Below are 18,976 nucleotides of genomic sequence, written 5' to 3' on the forward strand. Positions count from 1 at the left end.
GACTGCCCTTAACAAGGTTACTCCTTAGTATTAATTAATATCCTACATTCCTATTTGTCTTTAGCGGGTAAATAATTTCTTAATAAATTCCGCTTCATCCTCAGTTGGAGGAATGAGCGGCAACCGAACCGAACCAACCCTAATCCCCCGTAATTCCAATGCATATTTTACTGCCACTGGATTAGGCAGAGGATGAGGACAGCCAAACAAACCCTTGAAAATCGGGAACAACTGCTGATGCAACTTTGCTGCCTCCTGAGAGTGTCCTCCTACAAGTGAATCGATCATCTGCTTCATTTCAGCACCTACCACATGGCTCGCTACGCTGATAATACCATAAGCACCTACAGCCATAGCAGGCAACCCAGAAGCATCATCCCCGGAATAAACCAGAAAACCCTCTGGCGCTGCCGCTGCAATCTGTGTAACCTGCGCAAGTGATGCACATTCTTTGGTTCCCACAATATTTGGAATTTGTGCAAGACGCAGCGTTGTTTCAGCTGTTAGACTCGCTCCAGTACGGCTTGGAACATTATACAGTATAGCTGGAAGGGATGTGGAGTTTGCAATACTTTCGAAATGCTGATACATCCCTTCCTGATTCGGTTTATTATAATATGGCACTACCAGTAGAACACCATCTGCTCCTGCCTGCTCCGCGGCACGGGTAAGATGAATGGAGTGACGCGTATTGTTGCTGCCAGTCCCGGCAATAATTTTACATCGTCCAGCTGCTTTTTCTACAACAAAAGCAAACAACTTGATTTTCTCATCATCGCTCAGGGTAGGAGACTCTCCTGTTGTTCCAGATACAACAAGTGACTCTGAATGCTGTTCTTCTATTAAATAATCAATCAACGAGGACAATGCAGTCCAGTCAATCTCTCCTTGCTGATCAAAAGGTGTCACCATCGCGGTAATCAATCTGCCGAAGTTCACCATGCTGCCTCCTTTTTGCAAATCCGAGCACGGACCATGCACCTATTGATGGAGTTCAAATTTATTATGCAATGCGCGTACAGCCTGCACCATATCTTCTTTTTTAACAAGTACCCAGATCGTCGTGTTGGAATCTGCGGATTGAAGGATCTGTACGTCTGATTCTGCCAATGCCTCCACAATCGTCGCCATAATGCCCGGTACCCCGTTGATACCACCGCCTATGACAGAAACTTTAGCACATCCGGCCAGTATCTTAGGTTCTAGACCCAACCCGTTCAATACTTCAACCGCTTTGCTTCCATCATAATCGAACACAGTATAAACTGCCCCCGATGGCGTTACATTAATAAAATCAACGCTGATTCCATGTTCAGCCATAGATTTGAACACTTGTAATTGCAAGTGCTCCATACCCGGCTTTAATTCAACATTAATCTGAGTGACATTGCCAACATACGCAATACCGGTCACGAAACGGTCTACGATGTCTGCCTGCACGTCTTTAAAGCCTTCCGGATGGGTAACTAACGTACCTTCTCCTTCGGAGAAGGTAGAGCGAACACGGACCGGGATATTAGCCTGCATGGCGATTTCAACAGCACGAGGATGGATAACCTTTGCTCCCTGATGAGCCATATTACAAATCTCCGTATAGCTAACATGTGTAAGCGGCTTTGCGTTTTCCACAATGCGCGGATCGGCGGTCAATATACCATTCACATCCGTATAAATATCAACCATATCCGCATGTAGAGCAGCACCTAGAGCAGTAGCTGACGTATCGCTGCCTCCCCGACCCAAGGTAGTCATATCACCGTCTGCTGTTTGTCCCTGAAAACCTGTCACAATGACAACTCTGCCTTGGTTCAACTCTTCAACAACACGGTCTGGCTTTATATCCAAAATACGAGCATTGCCGTATTGATCATCCGTAATAAAGCCCGCCTGTGCCCCAGTTAGCACTGTAGCAGGAATACCTTCCTTCTCCATCAGGCTGCATAATGTAGCAGCAGAAATAATTTCACCACAGCACAGCAATAAATCCCGTTCGCGCTTTGGCAGACTGTCGCCGTTAGACACCGCCCAATCCAGCAGCGTGTCGGTGGCATAAGGCTCTCCTTTTCTCCCCATGGCCGACACAACAACAACCAATTGAAGATTTTGTTCCAGCTCCCTCTTCACATGTGCCAACACAAGTTTACGTGCTTCAGGTGTGGAAAGCGAGGTTCCTCCAAATTTTTGCACCAAAATACCCATTATTTTTCCCCCATATTGGAACGTTACTCCGCGTTTGCAGCAATAATTTCCGCGATTTGCACCGCGTTCCATGCCGCTCCTTTGAGCAGATTGTCGGATACGACCCACAAATTCAATCCACGGCTATTGCCCAAATCACGGCGTACACGCCCCACAAATACGTCAGGTTTTCCTGCAGCTTCAGATGCCAGTGGATAAAGCTGAGCAGCAGGATCGTCCACTAGCGTTACTCCCGGTGCTGAAGCCAGCAAATTACGGATTTCTTCTAAATCATAATCTTTTTTAAGTTCTACATATACAGATTCCGAGTGACCATATACAACAGGAATACGTACACACGTTGCTGTTACGTCCACCGATTCGTCACCCAGTATTTTTTTCGTTTCACGTACCATTTTCATTTCTTCCAGTGTATAACCATTGTCCTGGAATTTATCAATTTGCGGAATAGCATTGAAAGCAATCTGATGTTTTACTGGCAACGAGCCTACTGGCAACAGATCAGGCTGAACTTCATCACCGTTAAGAATCGCTGCGCTTTGACGATTCAATTCATCAATAGCTCGGCTTCCAGCCCCGGAAACGGCCTGGTATGTGGATACTATGATACGAGAAATGCCATACTGATCATATAATGGTTTCAAAGCAGCTACCATCTGAATGGTGGAGCAGTTCGGGTTCGCAATAATGCCTTGATGCTCGGCAATTTTGTCGCTGTTCACCTCAGGCACTACAAGAGGAGCTGTCGGATCCATTCGGAATGCATTGGTGTTGTCAATACAAACTGCCCCATGACGAACAGCATGCGGCGCCAATTCCTTACTTACGTCTCCACCTGCACTAAACAAAGCAATGTCGATTCCCTCAAAGCTGTCGGGGGTAGCAATCTCTACTGGAATTTGCTGACCTTTAAAGCTAATTAACGTGCCGGCAGAACGAGGCGAAGAAAGAAATTTGATTTTGTCCACAGGAAAATCCCGTTTTTCCAGCAGATTTACGATCTGTTCTCCTACAGCGCCTGTCGCTCCAACGACAGCTACATTAAACTTTCTATTGCTCATCTGGTATATCTCCCCTTCTCGACTAAAAAACCATTTTTTATTCTGAAAGCATCCACCGCCAACAAGAAATTAGACCCGATACAATATCGAATCATCTTCTAGGCGAAGGATGCTCAGCAGTTAACTATAATACTTCATGGGGTCTTGCGTTCCACAATCATCGGCTGAAGCTGTTTGCCCTGCAATGCTTCATAAGCAGCCTCCGGAATCAACTCCATGTTAGCTACAAGCGAGTTCGGCTTTTTAACTGGATTGTCCTGTCCGAACGGTACAAAAAAGATATTTTTGGCTACGAGTAATTTGGCGATATTGGCAGCATTTAGGCCCAGTCCATCATTAGTAGATATGGCTAAAAGAAGTGGACGGCCGTTGCGCAATTGCGCCTTGGCAGCCATCAAAACCGGACTGTCTGTCATCGCATTCGCTAACTTACTCATCGAATTCCCCGTCAAAGGTGCAATCACCAGCACATCGAGTATTTGGGAGGGACCCAGTGGCTCAGCCTCCACAATTGTAGAAATGATATCATTCCCTGTTATATCTTTCAACTGTTTTTGCCAACTTTGCGAAGTACCAAAGCGAGTATCCGTTGTTAGCACTGTATTGGATATAATAGGGACGACCTTTGCACCCTCATCAACAAAGCGCTGTATAACAGGCATTACCTCTTCAAATGTGCAATGTGAGCCTGTAATTGCATAACCTACTGTTTTCCCTTGCCAACTCATTGTGCATCCCCCCGATCAGGATTATCTTCCATTAACAACTGCACCAGCGTATTCGCTATAATGGCACCAGCAGTTTTGGGAGCAACAATACCGGGAAGACCAGGGGCAAGCATAGCCTTGATTCCACGCTTTTCCGCATAACGGAAATCACATCCGCCCGGGGCGGAAGCAAGATCTATAATCACGGTGCTCAGTGGCAATTTAGACAGGATTTGCGCTGTGATAATCATAGAGGGTATCGTATTAAAAATCAAGTCAACTCCCTTTGTCTCATGTGCTAAATCCCTTGTCATAAAAGGCTTCCAACCCATTTCCACGGCTCTCGCTGCATCCTCTGCCCGCCGTACTCCAACCTTCACTCTAGCTCCCAATCCCTGTAGTGCCCTTGCCATGGTAAATCCAGTCCGTCCCATGCCTAGAACCATACAATCTGCACCGTGAATCGTAAAATCAGTATGCTGAATGGCCATCATCAGTGCGCCTTCGGCCGTAGGTATAGAGTTGTATATGGCCACATCATCTCGCTCCAGCAGCTCTACCAGCTTTAACTCATGTCTGGTACAAATTTCTTTTAAGTACGTCCGCGCCATTCCTGTATATACAATACAATGAGGTGGAAGAGCAGCAGCATGCTCATTCAGGAACTGAAGCTTCTGTGCTCCGAAAAGTGCATTTACGTTGCCTTCCTCATCGCATCCCACCACCGGCAAAATCAATGCATCTGACGATTCCAGCAGCTTGACAGACAGTGGTTCTAGTGTCACTCCTTTGAGTGGTACTTCAAGCTTGTCAAAACCGACCACACTGACGGTAGCATCCATGTCCACACATTTACGGATTACCTCAAGCTGCCTCGCATCGCCACCCAAAACAACGACGCGTATTCCTGTTAGCATCCGGATCACTCCTTTCCGAGACACGATATGCTTTTAGTCTATGCGAGTGCCCGGAAAGGGGTGAAAAAACACAAAAAAAAGCCGCCTCTTTATGAGGCGACCAGATTGTCGAGAAACCCCGTCATTTTGAGACGTGGGTTTCTTTTTTACATCATAATGCTTTGGTCTCTGGAGAAGCAGGGGGGGTACCCCTGTTTCTCCAGGCGATCTAGGTGGATCGCCATCTTCTTCATGTTCTGCACGACTGCCGTCATAAGGGCTTGTTCCCTGACGTTTGGAAGACCGCGCAAACGGCAATAGCGAAACCCATGGAGCTCTTTGGCATCCGCGAAGCTTCGCTCAATCATCTCTTTTCGTTTGCGGTACAGCTTTTTACCAGATGGGCTCAGCCGGTTGCTCCGTACCCACTCTTTGCTGTCTTCCCAGACATGCCGAGTCACCACTTTGCGGTGGTTTCGAGACTGGGTACACTGACTTAGCAGTGGGCAATGCTGGCACTGAGCTGGGTCAGAGGCATACTGCCGGTATCCCTTACGGTCCGTCGTTCGGTAGGGCAGTTCCTGTTGGGCTGGGCATCTATACGCATTGCGTTTGGCATCGTATTCAAACTTCCATTTCGGAAACAGTCCTTGTCTGGGATGGAATCTTCGGTGAGCAATCACGGCAAAAATCTTTCGGTTCTGCAAACCTCGGCAAATCGGCGTTGTTAAATAACCTGAATCTAGTGCAACAGCTTCTACTTGAAAACCAAAACGTTCTCTTTGGCGATCCAAACGGGACAAATAGGGGACAGAATCATGTACATTCCCTGGTGTCACATGCACGTCCGTAATCAGATTGTACTTCATATCCACCGTGCGGTGGTCCAGATAGAAGAAGCCTTCGGGCTTGCCATCACGGATCATATAGCCGCTGTCCGGGTCTGTTTTGCTCACTTTAATTTCTTTTTCTTCGTTCACTTCCTCTCGGGATTTTAAGGCTTTTTTCCGTGGTTTCTCCGGTCATCCTTCACCGCTTCGTTCAGCTCGTCCATATAGTCTTTAGTATTCTGCAACACTTGTTCTTTGGTGTACTGGTGCCTGTTAGCATTGGCTTTGACGTGTGTGGAATCGGTGACGAGAACACGCCCACCCACCATTCGGTGAGAGATCGCCTGCAGCACAATTTCATCGAAGATATCTTGAAAGATCGTGGTGTCTTTAAAGCGAGTGCGACGATTCCAGCTAATCGTCGTATGGTCCGGAACTTTATCCGTTAAGCCCAACCCCAGAAACCAACGATAAGCTAGGTTCGTCTGAATTTCTCGCTCGAGTTGCCGTTCTGAGCGAATGCCATAGAAATAACCGAGAAAGATCATTTTAAACAATACGGTAGGATCAATGGCAGGACGCCCGTTGTCTGCACAATACAGTGGTCGAACTTTATCATCGATAAACGAAAAATCGATATACTTATCTACTTTGCGGAGCAAGTGATCTTGAGGAACCAGATCTTCGATGGAAACAAATTCGTAGGATTGTTGTTTTTCGCGGTTGGAGCGTAGCATATCAACACCATCCGTTCTACAATAGTTACCTATATTATACAACATTAACGCGGTGTCGTCTTAAACAAAATTAACATAAAATAGGCTGTCGAGACTTTCTCGACAGCCTGGCCGCCTCTTTATGAGGCGACCTTTATATGCATACATGCTCTTAAGCAAGTAAATTCGAAGCTTTTACAAAATAGATATTCGTACATTTTAAACCAACCATCGCCTCAGCGTCCTGTATGACCAAAGCCTCCAGCACCACGCACTGTTTCAGATAATTGGTCTACTTGTTTCAGCTCTACCTCAGGTACAACTTGAAATACCATTTGTGCAATTCGCTCATTGCGCGTAATCGTGAATGATTCCTCGCCCAAATTAATAAGAAGTACCTTAATCTCCCCACGATAATCCGCATCAATTGTTCCCGGTGTATTGAGACAAGTAATACCATGCTTAAGAGCCAGTCCACTTCGCGGACGGATCTGTGCCTCCAATCCCGCCGGCATAGCTATTGCAAATCCGGTTGGAACGAGGCAACGCTTGCCGGGTTCCAGTACCAGATTTTCCTGTACTGCTGCATACAAGTCAAACCCTGATGCAAGCTCTGACATTTTGCGGGGCAGCTCAATATCTTCATTGCCCGCGAGTCTGTTAATTTCCACGTAAGTTAACAAAATAGTCCCTCCTCATATCCTTTACCGCTGAATCACTCGCTCCCACCATCGACAGGGCAAACGGCTCCGAGAACATCCGATCCAGCACTTTGTTCACATCATTCGCCGTCACTTGCTCGATATGTTCGATCATTTGATCCAGCGTATAATGCTGACCAAGCATTAATTCATTTTTTCCAAGCCGATTCATCCGGCTACCTGTATTTTCAAGGCTTAAAATCAAACTTCCTTTTAATTGCTCCTTACCTTTACGAAGCTCATTAGCGTCTAAACCGTTGACAGCCACATCTCGTAAAAGCTCCAGAGTCAAATCCAGCACGTCCTTTGTTTGTTTAGGAGCCGTACCTGCATAGATCGTGAACATGCCACTGTCCGCATGGGAGCTATGATAGGAATAGACCGAATAAGCAAGCCCACGCTTTTCCCGAATTTCTTGAAACAAACGTGAACTCATGCCGCCGCCGATCGCGTTATTCAGCAAAACCATAGCATACTGGAGGTCGTCACCCGTCGCAAATCCAGGTAGGGATAAACAAATATGATTTTGCTCCGTTGCTTTCTCATGATACAACAGTTCACCGTTAAACGCAGGTACTGTCAGCGGCGAAACGGTTCCATGATTGTCAAAATGTCCAAAATGTCGCTCCAACAATTCTACCAAGCGATCGTCAACATTACCAGCCACACTGATAACCGTATTGTCGATTGTATAATGTTCCCTCATATAATGGCTGAGATGTGAGCTATCCATAGCAAGCAGGTGATCTTCGGTTCCGAGAATCGGATAAGCCAGTGGATGTTCACCATAGGCGGCGCGAGATACAAGATCATGCACCATATCATCCGGTGTATCCTCATACATGGAGATTTCCTCCAAAATCACATTCTTCTCTTTTGCCAATTCTTCCTGATCTAGTTTGGAATTAAAAAACATATCAGACAGCACATCAACTGCGATCGGTAGATGCTCATCCAACACTTTGGCATAATAGCATGTATATTCCTTCGAAGTAAAAGCATTAACATTTCCTCCGATGGCATCGAATTGCTCAGCGATTTCCTTAGCGTTAAAACGCTCTGTTCCTTTGAAAAGCATGTGTTCGATAAAATGAGAAATACCGCTATTGTCCGGCGTTTCATTCCGGGAGCCAGTTTTAACCCAGATGCCGAAAGAAACTGAACGCACGGTTGGAATTTTTTCAATGACCACTCTTAGGCCGTTTTTGAGTTGAATTCTTTCCACGATTGGCCCTCCTAAACTGAATTGCATACTTAGCCATAATGTTCAATCCTAACAGAAAAAAGACGTTCACTCAACCGGAACAGGTAGCTGCCGATCAGGAGAAAGCGTCTGACTGACAGTTCCGAGCATAAGTCCCTTACTACGAATGGCATGGATCATGCCTTTGAGAGCAGCCGCTGAGGAATCTGTTGGGTGCATTAATATCAGGGAGCCTGATTCAACCTTACTACTGATTTTGTTAATCACCGATTCCGGTGACGGATGTTTCCAATCTACTGTGTCCAATGTCCACAACACTGTTTTGAGCCCACTTTCTGCTGCTATATCCACCGTTTGCTGATTAAAATCACCCGAAGGAGGGGCAAACCAGTAATTTTTGATACCCAAAGTTTCTTGGAGAAGTACTTGAGTCTTTTCAATTTCTTGTGTGGCTCTGGCCCGACTCAGACGGCTCATATTCGGATGAGAGTAAGCATGATTTGAAAGCTCATGCCCTCTTTTTTGAATTTCCTTGGCGAGATCAGGATTTTTTTTCAACCAACTTCCATCAAGAAAAAATGTAGCCTTGATCTTTTCCTGATCCAACGTGTTCAGTATCGGCAGGATAAATTCATTCCCCCATGCTACATTGATCATGAAGGATACCATCGGCTTTTCGGGATTTCCCCTGTATATTGGAACATTACCGAGCTGATTTAAATGTATTTTAGGTGCCAATTGCCGATATACATATTGAATGGGTCGATCCGGAGATGCAATCGCTTTGCGATAGGTAGCATCCAAATCCACCTCCAGCCCGTTATAGCCTGGAATAGCCCTCCATACCCTGTCGATCTTGGCATCAACTGGCTCCCGCCGCTGACGGGCTGCTTCTGTTCTTAGTCGCTGCATAAGCGCATTATCGGGTAAAGCCGCCATCGCCATCGTTGTTTCAACTTTAGGCTCCCCAACTCCTGTAACGTCTCCATTGCGTAATTGATCAGCGAAGTCACGAACCCCGCTAAACTGTCCGATTACCAGTGTGATGGCTAAACTGGCTACCACCCACACTGCTCTTTTTGTCCTACTCATGATTCCTTCAGCCTCCCGCCCGTTTGTCCACATTGTATGCGGAGAGGAAAAGAACTATGACGCAGTAGCCTCTAGAAGCCCACTTTGGCGCAGCTTGTGCATATGTATGAAAAAAGAGCCAGAAACGTAGCTCTGCCTCTTTCCAAAAGCTTAAACAATGCTATTCAAATCCCTTGTACTGTTAATACGAAAAGCTACTCCTGTCTTTCTAGTCTGCAACATGCAGGTCCTAGGATTTTGCAGGTGCTTCTGCTGTCAGAACAGCCTTACGGGACAGATTGACACGTCCTTGTTGATCAATTTCGGTTACTTTCACCGTAATTGTATCCCCAATAGCAATTACATCTTCAACTTTGGCTACACGCTCAGTAGACAGTTGAGAAATATGAACCAGACCATCTTTACCTGGTAAAATCTCAACAAATGCACCGAATTTCTCAATCCGTTTTACTGTACCGATGTAAATCTCACCGACCACGACTTCCTTTACGATACCCTCAATAATGGAACGTGCTTTTTCATTCATCTCTTGATTTGTGGAAGCGATGAACACACGACCATCTTGTTCAATATCGATTTTCACGCCGGTTTCTTCGATGATTTTGTTGATGATTTTACCACCAGCACCAATAACGTCACGGATTTTGTCCGGGTTAATGTGCATCGTCATAATTTTTGGAGCATACGGAGACAACTGCTCACGTGGCTTCTGGATCGCTTCCATCATTTTGCTAAGAATGAACAAGCGTCCTTCTTTAGCTTGCTTGAGTGCATCCTGCAAAATCTGGCGGTCAATACCGTTAATTTTAATATCCATTTGAATGGCAGTTACGCCTTCCGCAGTACCAGCAACTTTAAAGTCCATATCGCCCAGGTGATCTTCCATACCTTGGATATCAGTCAATACGGAGACATGATCTCCATCCTTGATCAATCCCATCGCTACACCTGCAACCGGAGCTTTAATTGGTACACCTGCATCCATCATAGCCAGTGTACTTGCACAAATACTAGCTTGTGAAGTCGAACCATTCGATTCCAGTACCTCGGAAACCAGACGGATGGTGTATGGAAATTCAGTTTCGGAAGGAATTACTTTGGAAAGCGCACGTTCACCAAGAGCACCATGTCCGATTTCACGACGACCTGGCGCACGCAAAGGACGAGCCTCCCCTACGCTGAACGGCGGGAAATTGTAATGATGCATAAAGCGTTTTGTTTCTTCCAGATCAATACCGTCCAAAATTTGCACATCACCCAATGCACCGAGTGTACAAATGCTAAGTGCTTGCGTTTGACCGCGTGTAAATAAGCCCGAACCATGAGTACGCGGCAAGATGCTAGTGTCGCTTTCAATCGGACGAATTTCGTCAAGCTTACGACCATCAGGACGCACTTTATCATGCGTGATCAGACGACGTACTTCTTCCTTGACGATATCATAGAGAACTTCGCTCACGTCGCTCAAAAGCTCTGGTGTCTCTATGTATTGTGTTTCAAAATGGGCAACTGTCTCTTCGTTGACTGCATCAATCGCCTCTTGACGGGCATGTTTTTCTGCAATTTTAACAGCTTCCATTAAACGTTCAGCTGCATAAGCACGTACTTCACTGTTCACTTTTTCATCAACAGCATGCAGTTTAACCTGCATTTTCTCTTTACCTGCTACTTGCACCAATTGTTCAATGACTGCCACAATGTTCTTAATCTCATCATGACCGAACATAATGGCTTCCAGCATAACTTCCTCTGGAATCTCATTGCCTTCGGCTTCTACCATCATGATGGCATCTTTCGTTCCGGCTACAACCAGGTACATGTCGCTTGCATTCTGCTGTGCAATATCCGGGTTAATCACAAATTGTCCGTCTACACGTCCTACAGCGACTCCACCGATTGGCCCATTAAAAGGTACATCCGAAATGCTAAGTGCTGCTGAGGTTCCGATCATTGCTGCAATTTCAGGTTCGCAATCCTGATCGACACTCATAACCAGGTTCAACACCTGTACATCATTCCGGAAACCTTCCGGGAACAATGGGCGAATTGGACGGTCTGTCAAACGGCTGGACAAAATTGCTTTTTGACTCGGACGTCCTTCACGTTTAATAAATCCGCCAGGAATTTTCCCCACAGCATACAATCTTTCCTCATAGTTTACGGTCAGTGGAAAAAAATCCAAATCTTTCGGCTCACGGGAAGCGGTCACGGTACAAAGCACAACTGTTTCTCCGTAACTCACTTTAACTGCCGCATTGGCTTGTTTCGCAAGACGTCCTGTTTCCAGCACCAGCTTTCTTCCGCCGAGCTGCATTTCTACGCGTTGCTCCATGGTATCCCTCCATTTCATTTCATTGTAAAAGTTCTATACATATTCAGTATTTCCTGCGCAGGTCTTATTCATAAGAAGCTCGCAGGCAAATCAGGATATGTAATTCAAAAAAAGATTCCTCATTTCAAAAAAGAACCCGGCTGCTGTCCGCCGTCGCCTTAGCAGGGACAAGCGGTGAACAACCAGGCTTCTTTTCTCATTACATGTCTGAAAATTAACGACGCAGTCCGAGACGCTCGATCAACGCACTGTAACGTTTAACATCAGTCTTCTTCAGGTAAGCCAAAAGTTTACGACGCTGACCGACCATTTTCAACAACCCGCGGCGGGAGTGATGGTCTTTCTTGTGCGAACGAAAGTGACTTTGCAAGTTGACGATGTTTTCAGTAAGGATAGCGATTTGTACCTCTGGTGATCCTGTATCGGATTCATGAGTTTTGTACTCCTCGATCAATTGCTGTTTACGCTCTTGAGTCAATGCCATCCTGTTCACCTCCTTCATTATAATCGCCATTAGCCTCGTAGCCGCCGGTGAAAGCGGACAACCAAGCTAAGGTTCATCGTTGTTTACACAACATAAGTCAGTATAACACAGCGCCTGTCTTATGTAAATAAATTAGCCTAACAGCTTTTTAGCCGTTTGTGCGTCATTGCCAATTTGGTTGATCAGCTCATCCACCGAAGAGAATTTGCGTTCAGGACGGATGTAGTGGTGAAGCTCCACAAGTACAGACTCTCCATAAATTTGCTGATTAAAATCAAATAGATGTACCTCAAACGACGGATTCAGCACACCTTCATGGAAAGTAGGCTTAACCCCTACATTCATTACACCGTTTATCCAACGATCACCTACTAGTGCTCGTACAGCGTATACACCCTTGATCGGAATCACGTAAGTATCATTCAGTTTGAGATTAGCGGTCGGAAAACCGATCGTACGTCCACGCTTCTCCCCATCCATTACAGTACCCTGGATACGATAAGGACGTCCCAACCAGCGAGAGGCATGCGCTAGATCCCCAGTCTGTAAAGCACGGCGAATTCCAGAGCTGCTCACCTTGTCCCCATCCAGTTCGAACGGTGGTACGGTGTGCACAGACATCAGCTTTCCCCCCAGCGTCCGAAGTGTATTCTCATGCCCTGCTCCCCGGTGGCCAAACCGAAAATCAAAGCCTACTACCGCTGTTTGAATTTGCAATGGAAGCAGCACGTCGCTCATAAACGCCTCAGGGCTGACCTTAGAAAATTCTTCGTTAAAACTCAAAATATAAAGTACATCCACACCCATATCAGCCAGAATAGTCTGCTTGTCCGCAAGCGGTGTTAAATAACCTTCATAATCGCCTTTTTTCATGACTTCCTTCGGATGAGGGTGAAATGTCATGACAGATATCGGCATTTGCTGTTCACGAGCCAGCGCAACGGCCTCGCGTATCACGCTTGCGTGTCCAAGATGAAGACCATCAAACTGACCGATCGCCGTGACCTGTGGACGTCCCCATTGCTGCAAAAGCTCATCACTCAATGGATAAGATAACGATACGGTAATCATTATTAATTCACCTGCATTTCACATCATTTGACTAACTTCGTCAAAATTATAGCACAATTCAAGGTAAGAAAAACGTCTATCGACGTAATTCACGGAAGCCAGACCACGCCTAGCGGAAGTTTTTCTTGCGATTATAGAATTGTTCAGCTCCCCTGAAAATCTATAAATTTTATAATCTTAAAAAAACTTTAATGGGAGCAATCGCGTCTGATTCATCCCGACCAAATATGCCTAAAAACGTTTTATCCTCTTTATACAAACGGAAGGGCTGGTTGTCCGTCACAGGTGGTGAAATCATATTCAGCGACAGGCGTTGGCCTTGCAGAGCCGCAGTTACCTTGGCTTCAGCCACTATATGCTCAGGCATATAGTCAATCGCCTGATCCGTTGTAATAAGCCGCTCTCCAAGACTGCCATCCGCTACGAAACGCTCTATCTCTTCGAAAGTCAGACAACGTTCCGCAGGAATTCCCGCAGACATGGTTCGCTCCAGCTTAACCATCGTTGAAGGATATCCTAATTCACGGCCAATATCAACACACAGTGTACGGATATAAGTACCTTTGGAGCATAAGGCACGAAAAGAAATATCCACATACGCCCCCGTCTCCGCGAATCCCGTCATCTCCAACTCATAAATGCTTACTTCACGGCTTTGGCGCTCAACAGTTTTGCCTTCTCGAGCCAGCTCATATAGACGCTTGCCGTCCACTTTTAGCGCGGAGTACATTGGAGGCACTTGGGAGATCGTACCAACAAAACGCTTCAGAACCGCTTTGACTTCCACTTCCGTCACCTCTACTGGACGTTCACTTTCTTCCGTAATTTCCCCAGTCAGGTCCTCGGTATCCGTGGCAATGCCTAATCGCAGTGTAGCCAGATATTCCTTGGGCCGCTCTTGCATGTATTCCACCACGCGGGTGGCACGTCCCAGACACAAGGGCAAAACACCGGTTACTTGCGGATCAAGCGTTCCAGTGTGTCCGATTCGCTTCATACCTAATAAACGGCGAGCCTTGGCCACCACATCATGAGAGGTAAATCCAGCAGGTTTATAGACTGGTAGGACGCCTTCCCAAGCTGCTTGTTCCTTCTTTATCGGGTTCATAGCTCAGACTTCACCCGCCCTACAACTGTCTTAATGATATCTTCCAGTTTACCCTCTAGCCGACAGCCAGCCGCACGTACATGTCCACCGCCTCCAAATGATTGAGCCAGCGCGGCTACATCTACATTCCCTGCCGATCTCAAGCTGGCCTTGACCGCTTGATCATTAATAACCTTAAAGAAAATGCCTACCTCAACACCACGAATATTTCTTGGGTAATTCACGATGCCTTCCAAGTCCTCATTTACAGCGCCACATTCTGTCATATCGTCAGGTGATACAACGACCCAAGCGACTTTTCCATCCTCGGACATCGTGAGCGTTTGCAATGCTTTTGTCAGCACCTTCATTTGTGGAAAGGTCATTTCCTCGAGCAATTTCTCAGATAAAGAGGGACCATCTACACCGTAAGCAAGTAACTGTGACACAGCAGACATCACTTTCGGTGAAGTGTTGGAATAACGGAAACCTCCTGTATCCGTTAGCAACCCTGTATATAAAGCCGTTGCTACTTCGACGTCCCAGGTTACTGCAAACTCTTCCAGTAGATCAAAAAGAATTTCCGCTGTTGCCGCAGCATCCGACTTAATCACATTAACTGTACCATAAGCATCATTTGTTGGATGATGATCAATATTCAGGATAATGGCATCTTCCGTAAAAAACTGCTCTGTCAAACCAACACGACGGTAATCCGCACAATCTACACAAATGATCCGATTGTATTTCCGTTCTGGCGGTTGCTGGCTCATATCCATAATCTCATCGGCATGCCATAAAAAATCCATGCGCTTGGGAATAGGTCCCTCATTCAGCATGGTAAATTTCTTCCCCAGACATGAGAGAAGCCAGCCCACCGTTACGGTGGAGCTGACTGCGTCTCCGTCCGGCTGTACATGCGATACGATCAGGTAATCATCATGCTCCAGAATAAATTCCTTCGCTTGTTGAAGCGCCTGTTCATAGGTATGCATTGCCTTCTCCTTTACATTCAGTTCATGGTTCCTTCAGACAAACTAAAAGTTTTATTTTTCATCCTTGTCGATATCACTCAGCAGTTTTTCAATTCGACTGCCGTAAGCAATAGATTCGTCAATTTTGAAAATCAACTCAGGAATATGGCGCAGCCGTATCCGTTTGCCGAGTTCAGAACGAAGATAACCGTTCGCTTTGTCCAATGCTTTCAGGGAAGAATTTTTTTGTTCTTCATCCCCGAGCACGCTCAAGTATATTTTCGCTTGGGACAAATCATTTGTAAGATCGACACCCGTTACCGTGATAAAACCGATGCGGGGGTCTTTTAATTCAGTTTGGATAAGTTGGCTTAGCTCCTTCTTGATCTGCTCGCCAACCCGACCTGTACGTATTTTAGCCATGGATGCTCACCTCTCTGCCGTTAGCGCTCCACTGTTTCCATGACGAACGCTTCAATAATGTCGAGTTCCTTAACATCATTATAGCCATCAAGGGTAATACCGCATTCGTAACCTTGGGCAACTTCTTTTGCGTCGTCCTTAAAGCGTTTCAGTGAGTCGATTTTACCTTCAAAAATGACGATGCCATCACGAATCAGGCGTGCTTCTGCTGAACGGGTAATTTTACCGGATGTCACCATACAACCAGCGATCGTACCGACTTTAGTAACTTTGAACACGTTACGTACTTCAGCATGCCCAATCACATTTTCTTTATATTCAGGATCCAGCATGCCCTTCATGGCTTGCTCTATTTCTTCAATGACATTGTAAATGACACGGTGTAGACGAATGTCCACTTTTTCAGCTTCCGCTGTAGATTTCGCCTGGTTATCCGGACGAACATTAAAACCAATGACAATAGCATTGGAAGCTGCTGCCAAAATAATATCGGATTCGGTGATTGCTCCTGCACCACTGTGAAGAATTTTAACGCGCACACCTTCGACTTCAATCTTGTTCAAGGAACCTTTCAACGCTTCGACAGAACCTTGCACGTCACCTTTAATAATGACGTTCAGATCCTTCATTTCGCCATCCTTGATGTGTTGGAACAGGTCATCCAGTGTTACGCGTGTATTACTGCCCAGATCAGATTGGCGTTGTGTGATCGCACGTCTGTCAGCAATAGCGCGAGCTTTCCGCTCATCCTCAAACACCATGAATGGATCGCCAGCAAGTGGAACTTCTGTCAAACCAGTAATTTCAACTGGAGTGGAAGGACCTGCTTCCTTAAGACGACGACCTTTATCGTTGACCATGGCACGCACACGTCCGAAGCAGTTACCCGCTACGAAAGCATCGCCAACTTTCAGTGTACCATTCTGAACGAGGATACGAGCCACAGAACCGCGGCCTTTATCCAGTTCTGCCTCGATGATGGTACCACGTGCCCGTTTGTTCGGATTCGCTTTGTACTCATTCACTTCAGCTACGAGCAGAATCATTTCGAGCAGGTCTTCCAGACCCATTCTTTGTTTCGCGGAAACGTTGACGAAAATCGTATCGCCGCCCCACTCTTCAGGTACCAATTCATATTCAGTGAGTTCTTGCTTCACTTTATCCGGGTTGGCATCTGGTTTGTCGATCTTGTTCACAGCTACGATAATTGGCAGACCTGCCGCCTTCGCATGGTTAATAGCTTCGACTGTCTGTGGCATAACACCGTCGTCAGCTGCAACCACGATAATCGTCATATCTGTCACTTGAGCACCACGTGCACGCATAGCGGTAAAAGCTTCGTGACCCGGTGTATCCAGGAAAGTGATTTTTTTGCTATTAATTTCAACTTGGTATGCACCAATATGCTGTGTAATACCGCCAGCTTCGCCACCGGTTACATTAGTCGAGCGAATGGCATCCAGCAAAGTTGTTTTACCATGATCGACGTGACCCATAATCGTTACAACGGGTGGACGTGTTTTCAGATCCGCAGGATCATCATTTTCTTCCACCGTTTCAAAACGATCTTCTTCGACCGGAATTTTCACTTCTACCTCGACACCAAAGTCTCCGGCAAGCAAGAGGATAGTATCCATATCCAGTTCCTGGTTAATGGTCGCCATCGTTCCGAGCATAATCAGCTTTTTGATGACTTCTGACGCATCCTTGTGAAGAAGCTTGGCTGTTTCGCCTACGGTCATCTCACCGCGAACAATAATTTTCTTTGGCGTGTTGTCGATTTTCTCGCGACGTTCCTGTTGTTGACCTTTACCACGATTGTTAAATTTCCCGCCACGATTGCTACCACCGCGATTATTGCCTCCACGACCACCGTTACCACCGCGTCCGCCGCCTTGACGGTTATCATCAAAACGTCCTTGACCGGAACGGTTACCACCGTTGTTGGAGTTACTGCCTGTACGGTTGCCACCACTACGGTTCGCATTGTTGCTACCTGTGGAGGATGATGTTCTTACAGCCGTACCACCCTGACTACTTCCCTGAGGGCGTGAGTTAGTGCTTTGGCTACCTTGAGGACGCGAACCTGTGTTACCGCCGGGACGCTGTTGTCCTCCCTGTTGTTGACCATTACTGCGGTTTTGTGTACTTTGCTGACCAGTGGGTCTGCTAGTACTTTGTTGACTGCGGTTTTGACCGCCCTGCTGACTGCTTTGCGCTTTTGGAGCGCTGCTTCGGTTACTGTTTTGGTTGTTGTTTGTCCTATTCATACTTACCTGCTTTTCCTGTTGATTTTTGGTTTGCTCAGTTGAATGATTACTATTCTGGCTTGAACCGGCCTGATTCGAGCTTACTTGCACCGTACCTGCTTCGCCTTGCTTGGCCGCAGCATTGGATTTAATATTCTTAAAAAAACTTTCCACTTTACCTACGGCATCATGTTCCATGACGCTCATATGGTTGTTCACGGGAATATCCAGCCGTTTAAGAATGGTGATAATTTCTTTGCTGCTCATGTTCAACGATTTGGCGTATTCGTATACCCGCACTTTGTCTTTGTTTTCTTGTTTACTCAATATACTCCACCTCCGACATTATCCCCGTATGTTTCTTGATCAATTTCGCGAATCCTTGATCCGTCACAGCCAGCACAACCCGTTCAGGCTTGCCGATACTGCTTCCCAAGCTTTCCCGGTCAAATCCTATCATTAAGGGGATTTTGTACGTCCCGCATTTGTCGCGGAATTTCTTTTGAGTATTCATTGAAGCATCTTTCGCAAGAATGACCAGCTTGGCTTCTGAAGACCTGATCGCTTTATAAACGATCTCATCACCTGTTAGCAGCTTGCCAGCTCTCATGGCAAGACCCAATCCAGACAGCGCCTTATTCATCCTGCACGCTGCCTTGTGCCGCCAGGAATTCTTCCTCGACGGCAGCAAAATCACGACTTAGCTGCTCATAAATATCAGGATGAACCGAGTGCTTCAATGCTCGATCCAGTGCCTTGCTCTTTTGAGCCAGCTTGAAGCAGGCGGCTTTGCCGCACAAGTAAGCGCCGCGTCCCGACTTTTTGCCAGTCAAGTCAATCAACACTTCGTCTTCAGGGGTTTTGACGACACGGATCAACTGCTTCTTTGGCATCATTTCATGACAGGCCACACATTTGCGCAAAGGTATCTTTCTCTGTTTCATGCATTA

18 protein-coding genes are annotated in these 18,976 nt (G+C 46.3%); all 18 read right to left on the reverse strand.

Annotated elements, in window-relative coordinates; translation table 11 throughout:
* Window positions 1–60 precede the first annotated feature (60 nt).
* A complete protein-coding gene (gene dapA / locus ACEN8J_RS12255) occupies window positions 61–942 on the reverse strand; it encodes a 4-hydroxy-tetrahydrodipicolinate synthase (protein WP_029517033.1) in 882 nt (293 codons plus the stop codon).
* Window positions 943–981: 39 nt separating this feature from the next.
* A complete protein-coding gene (dapG, locus tag ACEN8J_RS12260; RefSeq protein ID WP_069011410.1) occupies window positions 982–2,199 on the reverse strand; it encodes an aspartate kinase in 1,218 nt (405 codons plus the stop codon).
* Between the two features lie 23 nt (window positions 2,200–2,222).
* Complete coding sequence (locus ACEN8J_RS12265) at window positions 2,223–3,260, reverse strand: aspartate-semialdehyde dehydrogenase (protein ID WP_013309939.1); 1,038 nt, start codon at window positions 3,258–3,260, stop codon at window positions 2,223–2,225.
* A 134-nt stretch (window positions 3,261–3,394) separates the two neighbouring features.
* Window positions 3,395–3,988, reverse strand: a complete 594-nt coding sequence (locus ACEN8J_RS12270) for a dipicolinate synthase subunit B (RefSeq protein ID WP_029517031.1) — start codon at window positions 3,986–3,988, stop codon at window positions 3,395–3,397.
* Window positions 3,985–4,884, reverse strand: coding sequence for a dipicolinate synthase subunit DpsA (gene dpsA, locus ACEN8J_RS12275; RefSeq protein WP_029517030.1), 900 nt, complete (start codon window positions 4,882–4,884; stop codon window positions 3,985–3,987). The genes ACEN8J_RS12270 and dpsA overlap by 4 nt, the downstream gene beginning before the upstream one ends.
* Before the next feature lie 146 nt (window positions 4,885–5,030).
* A protein-coding gene (locus tag ACEN8J_RS12280; RefSeq protein WP_495594534.1) for an IS1182 family transposase occupies window positions 5,031–6,430 on the reverse strand; the annotation gives its coding sequence in 2 pieces (ribosomal slippage) (window positions 5,031–5,863 and window positions 5,863–6,430; 1,401 coding nt in all).
* Window positions 6,431–6,645: 215 nt separating this feature from the next.
* On the reverse strand, window positions 6,646–7,092 hold the full coding sequence (gene dut / locus ACEN8J_RS12285; RefSeq protein ID WP_013309936.1) for a dUTP diphosphatase: 447 nt from the start codon (window positions 7,090–7,092) through the stop codon (window positions 6,646–6,648).
* On the reverse strand, window positions 7,070–8,335 hold the full coding sequence (locus tag ACEN8J_RS12290; protein WP_495594535.1) for a M16 family metallopeptidase: 1,266 nt from the start codon (window positions 8,333–8,335) through the stop codon (window positions 7,070–7,072). Before ACEN8J_RS12290 ends, dut begins: the two co-directional genes overlap by 23 nt.
* A gap of 66 nt (window positions 8,336–8,401) precedes the next feature.
* A complete protein-coding gene (locus tag ACEN8J_RS12295; protein ID WP_340885108.1) occupies window positions 8,402–9,406 on the reverse strand; it encodes a polysaccharide deacetylase family protein in 1,005 nt (334 codons plus the stop codon).
* Window positions 9,407–9,635: 229 nt separating this feature from the next.
* Window positions 9,636–11,738: a polyribonucleotide nucleotidyltransferase gene (pnp, locus tag ACEN8J_RS12300; protein ID WP_311082739.1), complete on the reverse strand. Its 2,103-nt coding sequence runs from the start codon at window positions 11,736–11,738 to the stop codon at window positions 9,636–9,638.
* Window positions 11,739–11,952: 214 nt separating this feature from the next.
* A complete protein-coding gene (gene rpsO / locus ACEN8J_RS12305; RefSeq protein WP_007430074.1) occupies window positions 11,953–12,222 on the reverse strand; it encodes a 30S ribosomal protein S15 in 270 nt (89 codons plus the stop codon).
* Between the two features lie 132 nt (window positions 12,223–12,354).
* On the reverse strand, window positions 12,355–13,293 hold the full coding sequence (locus ACEN8J_RS12310; protein WP_340885105.1) for a bifunctional riboflavin kinase/FAD synthetase: 939 nt from the start codon (window positions 13,291–13,293) through the stop codon (window positions 12,355–12,357).
* A gap of 169 nt (window positions 13,294–13,462) precedes the next feature.
* On the reverse strand, window positions 13,463–14,401 hold the full coding sequence (gene truB / locus ACEN8J_RS12315; RefSeq protein WP_340885102.1) for a tRNA pseudouridine(55) synthase TruB: 939 nt from the start codon (window positions 14,399–14,401) through the stop codon (window positions 13,463–13,465).
* Window positions 14,398–15,375, reverse strand: a complete 978-nt coding sequence (locus ACEN8J_RS12320) for a DHH family phosphoesterase (RefSeq protein WP_069011407.1) — start codon at window positions 15,373–15,375, stop codon at window positions 14,398–14,400. The genes truB and ACEN8J_RS12320 overlap by 4 nt, the downstream gene beginning before the upstream one ends.
* 51 nt (window positions 15,376–15,426) lie before the next feature.
* Window positions 15,427–15,777 (reverse strand): 30S ribosome-binding factor RbfA, encoded by a 351-nt coding sequence (rbfA, locus tag ACEN8J_RS12325; RefSeq protein WP_010346342.1) that lies wholly within the window; start codon window positions 15,775–15,777, stop codon window positions 15,427–15,429.
* 20 nt (window positions 15,778–15,797) lie between these two features.
* Window positions 15,798–18,353, reverse strand: coding sequence for a translation initiation factor IF-2 (gene infB / locus ACEN8J_RS12330; protein ID WP_029517022.1), 2,556 nt, complete (start codon window positions 18,351–18,353; stop codon window positions 15,798–15,800).
* Entirely contained in the window at window positions 18,346–18,669 is a 324-nt protein-coding gene (locus ACEN8J_RS12335; protein WP_029517021.1) for a L7Ae/L30e/S12e/Gadd45 family ribosomal protein, read from the reverse strand. Before ACEN8J_RS12335 ends, infB begins: the two co-directional genes overlap by 8 nt.
* Window positions 18,662–18,970: an RNase P modulator RnpM gene (gene rnpM / locus ACEN8J_RS12340; RefSeq protein ID WP_007430067.1), complete on the reverse strand. Its 309-nt coding sequence runs from the start codon at window positions 18,968–18,970 to the stop codon at window positions 18,662–18,664. The genes ACEN8J_RS12335 and rnpM overlap by 8 nt, the downstream gene beginning before the upstream one ends.
* Between the last annotated feature and the right edge of the window lie 6 nt (window positions 18,971–18,976).

The organism is Paenibacillus sp. Paensp38, assembly GCF_059491915.1.

Coding starts and splice junctions, on each gene's coding strand:
- ACEN8J_RS12320 (WP_069011407.1), bottom strand. CDS start 15,375: ATGCATACCTATGAACAGGCGCTTCAACAAGCGAAGGAATTTATTCTG.
- dapA (WP_029517033.1), bottom strand. CDS start 942: ATGGTGAACTTCGGCAGATTGATTACCGCGATGGTGACACCTTTTGAT.
- ACEN8J_RS12265 (WP_013309939.1), bottom strand. CDS start 3,260: ATGAGCAATAGAAAGTTTAATGTAGCTGTCGTTGGAGCGACAGGCGCT.
- ACEN8J_RS12335 (WP_029517021.1), bottom strand. CDS start 18,669: ATGAATAAGGCGCTGTCTGGATTGGGTCTTGCCATGAGAGCTGGCAAG.
- rbfA (WP_010346342.1), bottom strand. CDS start 15,777: ATGGCTAAAATACGTACAGGTCGGGTTGGCGAGCAGATCAAGAAGGAG.
- dapG (WP_069011410.1), bottom strand. CDS start 2,199: ATGGGTATTTTGGTGCAAAAATTTGGAGGAACCTCGCTTTCCACACCT.
- rnpM (WP_007430067.1), bottom strand. CDS start 18,970: ATGAAACAGAGAAAGATACCTTTGCGCAAATGTGTGGCCTGTCATGAA.
- pnp (WP_311082739.1), bottom strand. CDS start 11,738: ATGGAGCAACGCGTAGAAATGCAGCTCGGCGGAAGAAAGCTGGTGCTG.
- ACEN8J_RS12295 (WP_340885108.1), bottom strand. CDS start 9,406: ATGAGTAGGACAAAAAGAGCAGTGTGGGTGGTAGCCAGTTTAGCCATC.
- truB (WP_340885102.1), bottom strand. CDS start 14,401: ATGAACCCGATAAAGAAGGAACAAGCAGCTTGGGAAGGCGTCCTACCA.
- dpsA (WP_029517030.1), bottom strand. CDS start 4,884: ATGCTAACAGGAATACGCGTCGTTGTTTTGGGTGGCGATGCGAGGCAG.
- rpsO (WP_007430074.1), bottom strand. CDS start 12,222: ATGGCATTGACTCAAGAGCGTAAACAGCAATTGATCGAGGAGTACAAA.
- ACEN8J_RS12270 (WP_029517031.1), bottom strand. CDS start 3,988: ATGAGTTGGCAAGGGAAAACAGTAGGTTATGCAATTACAGGCTCACAT.
- ACEN8J_RS12310 (WP_340885105.1), bottom strand. CDS start 13,293: ATGATTACCGTATCGTTATCTTATCCATTGAGTGATGAGCTTTTGCAG.